The sequence below is a fragment of the Fulvivirga maritima genome, from assembly GCF_021389955.1.
GTDB lineage: Bacteria > Bacteroidota > Bacteroidia > Cytophagales > Cyclobacteriaceae > Fulvivirga > Fulvivirga maritima.
Genome location: NZ_CP089980.1, coordinates 1479685 through 1493086 on the forward strand (window position 1 = coordinate 1479685; position 13402 = coordinate 1493086).

The window sequence follows — 13402 nt, forward strand, 5'->3', positions numbered from 1 at the left end:
ATGGAAACTTATTTTGCGGATTGGGGAATAGACTCAGAGACCTTCAGAATTGTAGTATTACCTCTCATGATTTTCTTTGCAAGGATTTGTGATGTATCCATCAATACTATAAGAATTATATTCGTAATGGGCGGCAAAAAAGCCGTTTCTACCATATTAGGCTTTTTTGAATCACTTATTTGGCTTTTAGCTATTGGTCAAATTTTTCAACATATAGACAATATCTATTCTTACATAGCCTACCCGGCAGGATTTGCCTGTGGTATTTTAGTAGGAATGTTGATAGAAGAGCGCTTAGCCCTAGGCAAGGTAGTAGTAAGAATAATTACCTCCGCCGATCTCTCCTCTATACTAGACTATATTCATGATAAAAACATCCGATACTCTATCGTATCATCAGAAACTCATGAAGGAGAAGAAAAACTGCTCTTTACCGTTCAAAATCGTGATAATTTACCTGAATTCTTAAATTATATGCAAAAGTCATTACCAAAAGCATTTTACACGGTAGAATCTGTAAAAAGTGCCAGTGAATCAGGACTGCTAATAGAAAAACCCAGCAGAAGAGGACTAGGCTCCTGGCTTACTTCTATCAGAAGAAAGTAATGACAATACGCCTTATTCTTTTATGAATTGATATCTATCATTAGCCAATTCTAAAATATATACTCCGGCAGGAAGATGAGAAATGTCTATCATATGATCAACTATAGTTCGAGAATAGACATTTCCTTTCATATCTACTACCTTCACCTCTTTGGGTAAAAATACCTTATCTAAATATATTTTATCTTTCGCTGGATTGGGGTAAGGAAGCGGCACTTCATACTTTTCCTCGTTAGCTGTAATCAGTTCATTAGTATCAGGTATTTCAATATCAGGCTCCTCGGTGGGCTGGCTATACACCAAGAAGTTAAAGTCATTCACCAAAGAATCGGGTTCCACTTGGTATGTAACCCTTACTGTGACTATATATGGGTTAACCCGGCTCAGCTCATCAGTCATTTCCAGTTCAAGATAAAGACTATCATTCAGTTGTTCCGCCTCAACATTTTCTAGATCACTAAATACTTCAAAATTGACCTCCCCGCTATTCATGGTAGCATAAACATATAAAGAATCAGAATTATTTGGCTCCAAAACTAAAGCGTTATTATTGTCAATAGGCTCCACATCTTCATCGTTGATTTTAACAGCACCATCTATATCTTTTAAAATAATCTGAAAATCGCGCACTACAAAAGCTACCATCTGATACTCTCCGTCTACTAACGCAAACTGAGCTATTTTTAAAGCAAAGTTATACTCTCCGATAGCATCATCTTCTGAAGGCAACCACGTAAACAAACCTGTAATTGGGTCAACAGATACTCCTTCTGGAATAAAATAATCCTCCACCTCTATATTCACCCACTGCTTACAAGCCACCAGTTCATAGCGGATTTTCAAATCCTGTTCATTTTTCACCGCAAGAGATACATTGATCTCTTTCCCATATTGGCCAGTAAAAACGGGGGGTGCAAGTAATTCAGGCGACTTTTTTGACATCACGACTTCATCATTTATCGCTATGAATGATTCCAAATAAAGAATTGTGTTAATCGAATTACCTATGTTGATAACATTGGGGTTTCTATTCGCCTCTGCATACTGAATAAGATAATTACCTGGCTCGCCGTAGCTGTGAGTAACTGAACTTTCTGAATAGCCTACTTGTGAGTTTAATCTGGTAGTATCTACCATAGGTAAAATCATAGAAGTACCATCACCAAAGTATAGAGTGCCATCACCTAGTCTCACCTCAGAATTGACATCATTATATGCCTTTACGGTTATTTTATAAGTGAAATTACTTTCATCTATCAACTCATATGATATCTCTCCACTCCTAAGGTGAGTAGCCCAAAGGCTATTTGCAGAAAAAACAGATATTACGAGCAAGAAGAAAAGTGATTTTTTCATTATGTTAAGTTTGAATAAAAATTTACTGATATTTTTGATCACTCAAAACCCTTTAGCCCTTGGAGCCCTCCTGTATGTACTGCCAGAATTTTACTACCTGGCTCGAAGTAATCCATACCTATTAGATCCCACAGCCCAAACATCATTTTACCAGTATACACAGGGTCTAAAGGCAGATTATGCTCTTCTCTAAATCTATGTATAAATGACATTAGCTCAGCGTTAATCTTAGCATAGCCTCCAAAATGGTAATCAGTATTTACTTTCCAGTTTTGATAATCTACGCCATAGCCCTTCAAAAGGTCGCCTACTTCTTTTTGTAAGAAATCTCCTTTAAGAGCTGAAAAGCCAAGCATCTGCCCAGCTCCTTGCATGCCTACAATAATTCCTGAAATGGTGCCGCCAGTACCAGAAGCAGAACAGACATAATCAAAAGACCGCACCTCATCATCCACAATTTCTTCACACCCTTTTATTGCAAGATTGTTAGTGCCTCCTTCAGGCACCAGATAGAAGTCACCAAACTCATCTCTAAGTTGCTGTATAACCTCTTCTGTCTTTTTTAATCGATAGGTGCTTCTGTCCATATAAGAAATTTGCATGCCATGCTCCTTCACAAAACTAAGCGTAGGATTAAGTGGCAAATGCTGCTCTCCGCGTATAATTCCTATAGACTTAAAGCCTACTTCTTTAGCCGCCGCCGCAGTAGCATAAATATGGTTAGAATAAGCCCCGCCAAAAGTGAGTAAAGTATCATGGCCTTCTTCTTTTGCCTGAATAAGGTTGTACTTTAACTTTCTCCACTTATTACCCGAGACATAAGGGTGAATAAGATCTTCTCTTTTTATAAAAAGCTTTACCTTTTTATGATCTAAAAAATTATGACTTATCTCTTTAATTTCAGGCTCTTGGTGTATTGTAAGCATTATTTCTTTTTCTGCATATAATCAATGGTAAGATTAAGCATAGCTTTCATGCCAGTGATTAAACCACTTTCATCAATATAAAAATCGGGTGTATGATGCCCGCCTAAAGTTACTTCAGGTTTATCTGAATCCAACGGCTGACCGCCAATAAAGAAGTATAATCCTGGTATTTTTTCTTGAAAAAACGAAAAATCTTCAGCACCAGTCACCGCATTGATCAACTTCACATTTTCCTGGCCTGCCGCTCTTTGTAATGAAGGCAGCATCATGTCTGTTAAAGAGGGTTCGTTATAGGTTACCGGCACCATTTTTTGGATAGTCACCTCGGCAGTAGCTCCGGCGCTTTCTGCTATTTTGGTAGCTGTAAGCCGCACCTTGTTATGAATCATATTTTGCATACCCTCGTCTAATGTTCTAATGGTGCCAGTCAGGGTTACTTCTTCAGGCACTATGTTAAAACGGACACCACCATTAATTTTACCTACTGTAATTACAGCGGCCTCTTTGGTAAGCATGGTTTGCCTACTGATAATAGTTTGAAGACCATTAATAATCTGAGCAGATACCACCACCGGATCTACCCCATTCCAGGGAGAAGAACCATGGGTTTGCTTCCCTTTTACTTTTATAGAAAATCGATCAGAGGCAGCCATAGCGCCACCGGGCTTATAATTAATTTGCCCCACAGGAGTACCGGCACTAATGTGAAGACCGAAGATAACCTCAGGCTTAGGATCTTCGAGCGCGCCCTCTTTTATCATCAGGTCAGCACCTCCTTCTTCTCCGGCAGGAGCCCCTTCTTCTGCTGGCTGAAATATGAACTTGACCGTACCAGGCAGCTGAGCTTTAATTTCTGACAATACGGTAGCTACTCCCATTAAAATAGAAATGTGCGTGTCATGGCCGCAGGCATGCATCACTCCGGTTTTTACGCCCTCATATTCTGTAGTCACTTTAGAGGCAAAGGGCACATCAGTACGCTCAGTTACAGGAAGGCCATCAATATCTGCTCTTAGGGCTACTACCGGACCAGGTTTACCCCCTTTCAAAATGCCTACTACTCCGGTTTTAGCTACTCCGGTTTCTACCTCCATACCCAGAGAAGTGAGGTATTCGGCTATTTTTTTAGATGTTTCAAACTCACGGTTAGAGAGCTCAGGGTGCTCATGAAAGTAACGGCGCCACTCTATAACCTGAGACTCCAGATTCTCAGCTTTACTTATGGCTGATTTGTTTAATGATGATTGCGAAAAAGCAATAGAAAAGCACAAGGCAAGAAATAAGGTAAGGGTAATTTTCATGTTCGGTTTAAATTGATCTTTCGACAAGATAAATATTACAACCGTTTTGAAAAATTTTTACCCTTTTTATTACTTGTTGGCTGATTGCTTAAGGCTGGTTAACGATAGAGAAATATCACCTCCATTTGCATTTATATTCACATAACCCGGATAGTTAGTTTTTGCTCCTATCTCTCCTGTCACGCGTACGTCTTTTTGCTTATCATCAAGGTATTCCTTTTTAGTTTTCACATTTTCAAAAGGCAATCTCAAAGACTCTTCTCTGGCTGTGATATCTACCTTTAAATAGCTATTGGGGTAGAAATCAAAGAAAACATCGGTGTACTTACTTCTAATATCTATTTTATTAAAACTAAAAGGAATGCTTTTAAATGACACGGATCCATAACTCATATCCATATCTACTGACTTGTTGAGCTCCTCTATTTCTAACTCTGAAAAAGTAGTATTTCCTTTGATGTAATTCAGCTTTTCAAAAACCAACTTCCTATCACTTTTAGAGTCAAGCGTAATATCATTGGCCTCTACTATTCGCAAATCCGAAGAAACACTTCTGATGTTTACCTTGCCCATTTTCAATACTTCACCTTCCACTGATTTCAAAACCAGCTCCCCATCACTTAGCTCCTTTATGCGTATGTCTCCATAACCCACATCTATTTTAGAGGTACTATTCAGCTTATTCGCCCTGAGATTACCATGTGTTACTCTCACTTCGCATTCACCAAAAAGTTCATGCAGATAAACATCTCCAAACTTATTATCTAGCTCCAAATTATGGTTTCTAGGCATGTAAATCTCATAATTAATTTCAATTTTATTCTTGCTCAGAAGCGTCTTAGAGTAGTCATTAATATTATTCCACAGCTCCTTAAAAAAGCCTGATTTTCTATCCAGAATAGTTTCTATGATAAGGTATTGACCTGTTTTATTAAAATCAATATCCACTCTATCAGTAAGCTTTTCAGCATCATCTTCATCCTTTCCATAGCCTACTATTTCTACTTTTACCTTTATAGAATCCTTATTCCAAGTGTGAACAGCCACCTGACCGTACTTATTCATCACCTCTAAAAAGCCGCTTTTGTCTACCAAAAATGATTTTTCTATTAACCGGGTTGATTTAGCATCTTCCTTTTCTTCTGCCTTCGCCACTAATACGGTCATACTCAAAAAGCACAGCAGATATTTAAATATTAACGTCTTCATCAATACTTTCTCCTTTATGTTTTCTAATCTCTCCTATAATTTGCTCCAAAATCTGCAATTTGATGCGATAATTGGCAATCATGGCATCTATCACTTCCTCGCTATCTGCGTTATCTTTCAAATCATTCTTAAGCTCCGCATAAGCGCTATCAAGCATTGAAAGGTTCTGCATTACCTCATGATCTATATTAGTATTGCTAGCCTTAATCACCTGTAATTTTTCTGCTACCTGCTGAGAATAATAAAACTCAGTTTCGGCCATTTCAGGAGAAACATCGTGCAGAGCATAACCTTGTTTATAATCACCACCTGCAAACTGAAGTGTAACTACACCGGCCACACATAATAGTAGTACGGCAGCAGCCATTTTACCTATGTTTTGCCATAAGTTTATGCGCCGGGTCTTTCTAAGCCCTTTGTCTATATTGCCCCAAACCGCATCATAGTCTGTCTGATAAACATCAAACTCCTGCCTGCGATTCTGGACAGCGTTTTTTAATTGATCTTGCATGTTCAGGTATTTAGACTCAATATTTTTCTTACTTTACTCTTCGCCTTACTGTACTGCGCTTTAGAGGCAGACTCAGTAATTCCAAGTATATGCGCTATCTCTTTGTGGTCATAACCTTCAAAGAGATAAAGATTCATCACTGTACGGCACCCTTCAGAAATATGATCTATGGCTTGCAGTATTTTTCTGCTTTCCAAAGCACAATATTCGCATACCTCCTCTTCTTCCGGCTCCATCATATCGAAACCTTCATTGAGCTCAGATATCAGGAGCTTTTTCTTTTTGAGTGCATTTAAGCAATGATTAATCACTATCCTTTTTAACCAAGCACCAAAAGTGACCTCCTTCTTAAGCGTGCTGATAGATGAAAATGCTGTAATGAATGCATCTTGCAACACATCCTTAGCCTCTTCTTCTTCACCCATCATACGGCGACAAATATTATACATAGCCCCAACATAGAGCTTATAAAGCTCATTTTGGGCTTGCCTGTCTCCTTTTTGGCACCGTTTTACCAGGTAAATATGTATCGTTTGTTGTTCTGCCTCCACTTAGGTGTTAGTTATTATAAGGACAACAGCGCATAGGATAGGTTTCCATTAGTATTGAAAACATTTTATTTTAAAGGCCGTTGTTTCTTACATGGTTATACGCAAGCCCACAAGAACCTCCCTCAAATTAAATATAAGGATCATTATCATGTTATGTGGTTTTATTTTTAGTGGAATAAATTCATACGCACAAGAACACATATATAGGGTAGAATGGAAGGGAGACTCTATCGGCTATATGATAGCTCAGAAAAACGTAGAAGGAAACATTACCGATTACTCCATAGAGAGCAAAACAAAAATAAGTATGCTGCTCAGTTTTGAGCTCAGCTCTTCTTATCAATCTCAATATGAGAGTGATCATTTAAAGCAATCTTACTGCAAAAACATCCTTAATAAAAAAGTAAAGGGGGAAACCACCGTATCATACAACGGCTCCGGTTATCAGATAAAGCAAAAAGATGAAGACGACAGAGTTTTAACCAAATCTATTAAAGAAAGTATAGCAGCCCTGTATTTTAATGAGCCCAAGTTAAGCGAGGTCTTCTCTGAAAACTACGCTTCCTTTTGTGCAATAAAAAAACTGGAAGACCATACTTATGAATTAACAAAGCCTGATAACAATACAAACCTTTATTATTTTGAAAACGGTCAATGTGTTGGAGTGACAGTTCATCTGAATCTGGCCACGATAAAAATGACGAAAATCAATTAAATAATGGCCTTAATTTCTTAATTTGAAACGTTTTATGGGGTAACTTAGCGTTTCACTTTACTTTAACCTAGTGTATATGGAAAAAGAAAAATTCACTGTTGATCAAATTTTATCCATGGATTTGCCTAACATTATTTTATATGCAGCACCTGTAATGCTGTCATTAGTGGCAATAGAATGGATAATAAGTTACAAGCAGAAAAAAGACTATTATGATTCGAAAGATACTATTTCTGCTGCTGTAATAGGTCTGGTAAATGTGGCTATGAGTGCAGGGTTAAAGATAGTTACCTTTGGTATTATTTTATTCTTTTATAATCTAGTGCCTTGGTCTATTCCTCCTACATGGTGGTCATATATACTATGCATCATCTGGATTGATTTCTGGAGATATTGGGCTCACAGAGTGGGACACGAAAACAGATTCTGGTGGGCAACACACGTTACACACCATAATTCAGAAAAGTACAACTGGTCTGTGGCGTTCCGTCTTAGCTGGACTCAGCACATTAAAGTTATATTCTTTATCCCGGTGGCGCTTACTGGTTTTCACCCGGTAGTATTCTTTATATGTCACCAGATAGAAGTTTTATATCAATTCTGGATTCATACCGAGTATATCCATAAGTTGCCTCGTCCTATTGAGTATATTTTCACTACACCGTCGCACCACAGAGTGCACCATTCTAGTGATCCTAAATACCTGGATAAAAACTATGGTTCTACCCTTATCATTTGGGATAGAATATTTGGTACATTTCAGCCAGAAGAAGAAAGACCTAAATACGGCCTTACAGAACCGGTAAACACTTACAACCCTATTACATTGAATTTTCACGAATGGCGTGATATTTTCAGAGATGTAAAGAACAGTAAGTCACTGAAAGAAGCTTATCATATGATGTTTGGTAGCCCGGCTCAAATAGCAGCAGAAAAGAAAGCAGCTATGGAAGCAGCAGCTCATCAAGAGCAAAAAGCGGCTTAAAAACCATTTGAAGAAATTTAAAAAGGTCGGTTCATAACAGAGCCGACCTTTTTTATTCTATCCATTATTAAAATACTCTTGCAGCTCTGTAAGGGTAGAAGGTGACGTGTTAAGATCTTTTATCACCTCTCCTTTTTCTAAAACAATAATTCTATCACACACCTCAGTAACATGAGTAAGATCATGACTAGATATCAGGTAGGTTACCGGGTGATCATTTCGGTATTCTATGAGTAGCTTTTTGAGCTTTATTTGAGTGCTGGGGTCTAGGTTGGCAAAAGGTTCATCAAGAATAATAATTTCAGGATTACCCAGAAACGCTGAGGCAATGCCTACCTTCTTCTGATTCCCTTTAGAAAGGTCTCTGATATATTTCTTCTTGCCGAGCACCTCATCGTTAAATATATTTACAAACCGCTGCAGCGCCAGACTAATGTCAGCCGGAGACATTTTGTGCAAGCCTCCCACAAAAGCAAAATATTCATCAGGAGTTAGAAAACTAATCAGAAAGCCTTCGTCAAGAAAAGAGCTGGTAAAGCTTTTCCACTCATCTTTACCTTTAACAGGAATATCCTTGAGCAGCACTTCTCCATCATTAGGCATGATCAAATCCAGAATAACCCGAAACATGGTAGTTTTACCGGCTCCATTATTCCCCACTATTCCTACGGTACTACCTCCTTCTATTTGAATGGTGGGCAAATTAAGCACAATATTATCCTTATAATGCTTTCTTACCCCTTGTATTTTTATCATTATTCCTTCCTTAGTGAATCTGCTATTACGTACTTATAATTATTAAACCGCTTCACTAACACATCTATCAGCTTCTGGCGAAACATAATCCCTAGCACCCCTTGAAAAGCCACCAATACCACACCCCATACCGGCATACCTAAAATATAAAATAGCATATAACCCAGCAAAGGAGTAATAAAGCAAGGAACTGCTAATAGAAATTGAGCCAGGCCTGTGCCCTCATAATTAAACATACTTGACTTAGACAAATCTATCCTTTTTGGCTTTTTCCCTGTGAAATAAAGGATAAAGAATGAATTCACCCCCATATTAAACAACAATGCTGCAATATGAATAAGGATAATTTTAGCCCCAAAAAAACCATATGGTAATGATAGCAGAAACCCTATGAGACATCCATAATCAAACAGCTTGAGCTTATTTTCAATAATCTGTCTATAGCTAATGTTTTTGGTAAGAAAAGTATCAAAATAGCCACTTTCCCAACTAAAACTAAACTGACCATAGTTAATCATAAACCCACCAGTGATGAAAATACCAACAAAAATGAGCATGGCATAACCATCCATATAGTTTTCTTTAGTGTAAAAAAGGAAGCCATATAAAATAAAAAACAAAGACATAACCAGCATAGACCTTGGCCTTTTGTTCCTTAAAATCAGCCTTAGCTCCAGAGTGATAAGCTCATTTTTAAAATGAGGATTGAAGTTAAACCATTTGCTGTCGTCCCTCTTTTCCTGCATTTGCTCAGCATAGAACGCATTTATGAAAGTATGAAAACATAAAATGTACAGCGCCACCAATAACAGAAAGATGATAACAGGCAATACATAAGATTGTAGCGATAACATGAATAGGTTAGCAGAAACCGCTTTAAAATCATAAATATGATAGTAATCTAAGGCAAAAATACTCAGCACCAGCCCCACGAAAATCAGCATTACCCAAGAGCTCTTAAAAATGGTTTTCTTTAGATAAACAATGCCAAAGCTGCACAATAGCGACAACAAGCTAATAGATAGCAACCAACTAAAAGTAAGTCCCCATCCATAGGCAGGCAGCACTTGCTTAAAGGCAAAAGGCACTACCAAAAACAGAGGCACCAAATTAAATAATGTAATGGCCGACCGTATCAACAAATAATGAATCAAATGGCTTCTTTTAACAGGGAGCACTCTATAAGGCTGCACTTCTAAAGCGGGTATTTCCTGTAAATAGAACCTCATAATCAGCTCTGAAGTAAAGTAAAATAGCACGAAGCCGGCATACGTTTCTATCACTGGCTCACCAGGAAACATAATCATAATGATGCGGTCCATTAAATAGCCAACGCCCATCATGTATAAAACAGCCACTATCCCTACCAAAAAGGATATTACTGTAAGCATCTGGTTTTTACCCCACGAGGGTGACCTTCGTATCTTTTTGGACTGATGATTAATAATCCATTTGAACATAAATATTTGACAGGGTATTAATTAAAACCAGATTGATTTTCAATAAACTAATTTTTCAACGTTATTTGAAACAGTAGAACCCTAAGTTATGCACAAATATCTTCTTATTGTAATTTTCTTCTTAGCAACAGGAACCTTAAAAGCCCAGGACAAGCGCCCTATACATGATATTCTGGACTCCCTACAATATACTCAGGAGTTACCCAAAGACATTTTAAAGACTAAGTCTATGGTACTGGTAGACGTGCCGCCCAAGAGTACCGATCCTTACATCAGAGGAAACTGGAAGGCTCTGGCCGAAGCTGCTCAGCCGGGTTTTAGAAAAGCAGGAATAGACGCAGTCGTTTATTACCATATGGATGATATTTATAGCGGCAAAGAGTCATTTGATGCCTTTATGGGAAACTTTAATGGCCGGGAGATAGAGAATGTAGTATTCCTAACCCAAGAAAATGGCATGATTAAGCTCATTCTCTCTAAGGTGCATGATGAAACCCACCTAATAGTGCCAGGCCAAGCGGCATGGAAAGCTGAAAACGCAGATATGAAGGATCTTATGACCAATCTTTATCGTATAGCTGCTAACTCTTCTCAAGATCGGGAAAACCTATTGGTGACTACGGTACCTGAATTCGGAGAGATGCCCAGGGTAATAAAAGCCAGAAGAGGTGAATACTATGACCTCAACTTTTCTTCTGAAAAACTGGCTATCCCTATGTTTGCTGACACAGTAGCCATCAGCCAGGCTATGATTAACTACCCCTACGAATACGGTTTTGTAGATCCTGAGAGAGAGGAAAAAAAGCTTAGGTCAGACGGCTATCAGTACATTTTGTACTATGTACACTCCACTGCCAAATCTGTAAAAGAAATGCTGGAATACCCTATTAAAGAATCAGAAACCGCTTTTATCTCAGAAGTGATAGTAGATGATAAGACAAGGACTACCTCCAATAACATTAATACTCCCGTTTATAAATTTTATATAAAACATATTTACTCAGGTAATGTATTTTTAGGGAAAAGATGGGACGCCGCACCACGTTGGCAAGACGCTCTGATCAACTATGTTGATAACCTGCGCAATGAACTAGTAAGAAACTAGTCATCATCTGGCGGTGTCTCAAGGAACCTAACCGCAGATTTATGAAAAAAACATTTACAGCCTTTTTGGTACCCCTATTACTTATGTGGGGATGTAATAATGCCAATAAAGAAGATAGCACCTCACAAAATTCAGAGGTGCAGGCTTTCCTTGATGAGTACAATGCCAGGTACTTGAAACTATACTATCAATCATCTCTGGCCGAGTGGGCCTCTAACACCCATATTGTAGAAGGTGATACGATGAATGCTTATCAAACACGATTGGCTAACGAAGCCTTAGCATCATTTACGGGTAGTCAGGAGGTAATTGAAAAAACCAGGAAGTTTCTTGAAAATAAAAATTCACTTGACACACTTCAAGTCAAACAGTTAGAGGCCATATTATACTCTGCAGCTAATAATCCTGCTACCGCAAAAGAAACAGTAAAAAGAAGAATTAAGGCCGAAGCTCTACAAACAGAACGGTTGTTTGGCTTTGATTTTAAAATAGGAGATAAGTCAGTTTCTACTAATGATATTGACAATATTCTTAAAAGCGAAAATGATCTACTACTAAGAGAGGCTGCTTGGGATGCCAGCAAAGAAGTAGGCAAAGAGCTAAAAGCAGGCTTAGATTCTTTAAGAAGACTCAGAAATGAAACTGTGCAGGCACTGGGCTACCAGGATTACTTCTCTTACCAGGTTTCTGACTATGGCATGACTGTAGACGAGATGATGGCACTCAACAGACAGCTTATAGAAGAGGTATGGCCGCTATACCGAGAGTTGCATACTTATGTACGTTATGAACTGGCTAAAAAATATGGCGTAACTACCGTTCCGGAAATGATTCCTGCTCACTGGCTCCCTAACCGATGGGGACAAGATTGGTCACCAATCATTGATGTAGAGGGAATAGATTTAGATGCTACCTTAGAAGAAAAAGGGGCAGAATGGCTGGTTAAACAAGCGGAAAGCTTTTATGTAAGCCTGGGCTTTGACCCTCTTCCTAAAAGTTTTTATGACAGTTCCAGCTTATATCCCGCTCCTGCAGATGCTGGTTACAAAAAGAACAATCACGCCTCTGCCTGGCATATGGATCTTAAAAAAGATGTGAGAAGCTTAATGAGCGTTATTCCTAATGCAGAATGGTATGAAACCACTCATCATGAGCTTGGCCATATTTACTATTATATGTCATACTCTACTCCAGAAGTGCCTCCATTATTGAGAGGTGGAGCTAACCGTGCTTTTCATGAGGCTGTGGGGAGCATGATGGGGTTAGCCGCTACACAAAAGCCATTTCTCACTGAGCTAGAGCTTATACCTGCTAATGTGGAGACTGATGAAACCAGAACATTATTAAAAGAGGCGCTGAGCCATATTATATTTATCCCTTTTTCTTCTGGAGTAATGACACATTTCGAACATGATCTTTACCTCAATAACTTACCAGAAGACCAGTTTAATGCCAAATGGTGGGAGTACAAGAAGACATTTCAAGGTATAGTACCACCTACTCCTCGTGGTGAAGAGTTTGCTGATGCCACCTCTAAAACGCATATTAATAATGATGCCGCACAGTATTATGACTATGCCTTATCACACGCATTATTATTTCAGATTCATAGCCATATAGCTAAAAATATACTTCATCAGGATCCGAGATCTACTAACTATTTTGGAAGCAAAGCTACAGGCGAATTTCTGCATAATATGCTCAAAACAGGAGCTACTGAAGACTGGCGTAAGCTATTAAAAGATGCTACCGGAGAAGACATCAATGCTAAAGCTATGCTGGAGTACTTTCAGCCACTAATGAAGTATTTAAAAGAAGTAAATAAAGGGAGAGAATATACCTTACCGGTAAGACCCATCTTTAATTAACCATTGCATTAGAAAAAAAGCTACCTCTTTGACAGAGAGGTAGCCTCAGTTAA

General features: G+C 38.4%; 13 protein-coding genes. 5 read left to right on the forward strand and 8 right to left on the reverse strand.

Annotated elements, in window-relative coordinates:
• A complete protein-coding gene (locus tag LVD15_RS06185; protein WP_233779434.1) occupies positions 1 to 606 on the forward strand; it encodes a DUF2179 domain-containing protein in 606 nt (201 codons plus the stop codon).
• Between the two features lie 12 nt (positions 607 to 618).
• Here LVD15_RS06185 and LVD15_RS06190 read toward each other — a convergent pair whose 3' ends face one another.
• The 6 genes from LVD15_RS06190 to LVD15_RS06215 form a co-directional block, all read right to left on the reverse strand.
• The gene (locus LVD15_RS06190; protein ID WP_233779435.1) at positions 619 to 1962 is read right to left on the reverse strand and encodes a T9SS type A sorting domain-containing protein; all 1344 of its coding nucleotides are present in this window, start codon (positions 1960 to 1962) and stop codon (positions 619 to 621) included.
• Positions 1963 to 2000: 38 nt separating this feature from the next.
• Entirely contained in the window at positions 2001 to 2888 is an 888-nt protein-coding gene (locus LVD15_RS06195) for a 1-aminocyclopropane-1-carboxylate deaminase/D-cysteine desulfhydrase (protein ID WP_233779436.1), read from the reverse strand.
• A complete protein-coding gene (locus LVD15_RS06200; protein ID WP_233779437.1) occupies positions 2888 to 4189 on the reverse strand; it encodes an amidohydrolase in 1302 nt (433 codons plus the stop codon). Before LVD15_RS06200 ends, LVD15_RS06195 begins: the two co-directional genes overlap by 1 nt.
• Before the next feature lie 69 nt (positions 4190 to 4258).
• The gene (locus tag LVD15_RS06205; RefSeq protein ID WP_233779438.1) at positions 4259 to 5398 is read right to left on the reverse strand and encodes a DUF4097 family beta strand repeat-containing protein; all 1140 of its coding nucleotides are present in this window, start codon (positions 5396 to 5398) and stop codon (positions 4259 to 4261) included.
• Positions 5379 to 5909: a hypothetical protein gene (locus tag LVD15_RS06210; RefSeq protein ID WP_233779439.1), complete on the reverse strand. Its 531-nt coding sequence runs from the start codon at positions 5907 to 5909 to the stop codon at positions 5379 to 5381. Before LVD15_RS06210 ends, LVD15_RS06205 begins: the two co-directional genes overlap by 20 nt.
• A gap of 2 nt (positions 5910 to 5911) precedes the next feature.
• A complete protein-coding gene (locus LVD15_RS06215) occupies positions 5912 to 6460 on the reverse strand; it encodes an RNA polymerase sigma factor (protein WP_233779440.1) in 549 nt (182 codons plus the stop codon).
• Between the two features lie 148 nt (positions 6461 to 6608).
• Between LVD15_RS06215 and LVD15_RS06220 the strand changes: the two genes are divergently transcribed.
• Together LVD15_RS06220 and LVD15_RS06225 are read left to right on the forward strand one after the other, a co-directional pair.
• Positions 6609 to 7175 (forward strand): DUF6134 family protein, encoded by a 567-nt coding sequence (locus tag LVD15_RS06220; RefSeq protein WP_233779441.1) that lies wholly within the window; start codon positions 6609 to 6611, stop codon positions 7173 to 7175.
• A 76-nt stretch (positions 7176 to 7251) separates the two neighbouring features.
• Positions 7252 to 8160, forward strand: coding sequence for a sterol desaturase family protein (locus tag LVD15_RS06225; RefSeq protein WP_233779442.1), 909 nt, complete (start codon positions 7252 to 7254; stop codon positions 8158 to 8160).
• 57 nt (positions 8161 to 8217) lie between these two features.
• On the opposite strand, the gene LVD15_RS06230 is transcribed toward LVD15_RS06225, so the two are convergent.
• The gene (locus LVD15_RS06230; RefSeq protein ID WP_233779443.1) at positions 8218 to 8916 is read right to left on the reverse strand and encodes an ABC transporter ATP-binding protein; all 699 of its coding nucleotides are present in this window, start codon (positions 8914 to 8916) and stop codon (positions 8218 to 8220) included.
• A complete protein-coding gene (locus tag LVD15_RS06235; protein ID WP_370687400.1) occupies positions 8916 to 10376 on the reverse strand; it encodes a DUF5687 family protein in 1461 nt (486 codons plus the stop codon). The genes LVD15_RS06230 and LVD15_RS06235 overlap by 1 nt, the downstream gene beginning before the upstream one ends.
• Positions 10377 to 10464: 88 nt before the next feature.
• On the opposite strand from LVD15_RS06235, the gene LVD15_RS06240 reads away from it, so the two are divergent.
• Both LVD15_RS06240 and LVD15_RS06245 read left to right on the forward strand, forming a co-directional pair.
• The gene (locus tag LVD15_RS06240; RefSeq protein WP_233779445.1) at positions 10465 to 11481 is read left to right on the forward strand and encodes a hypothetical protein; all 1017 of its coding nucleotides are present in this window, start codon (positions 10465 to 10467) and stop codon (positions 11479 to 11481) included.
• Positions 11482 to 11522: 41 nt separating this feature from the next.
• Positions 11523 to 13349, forward strand: a complete 1827-nt coding sequence (locus LVD15_RS06245) for a M2 family metallopeptidase (protein WP_233779446.1) — start codon at positions 11523 to 11525, stop codon at positions 13347 to 13349.
• Positions 13350 to 13402 lie beyond the last annotated feature (53 nt).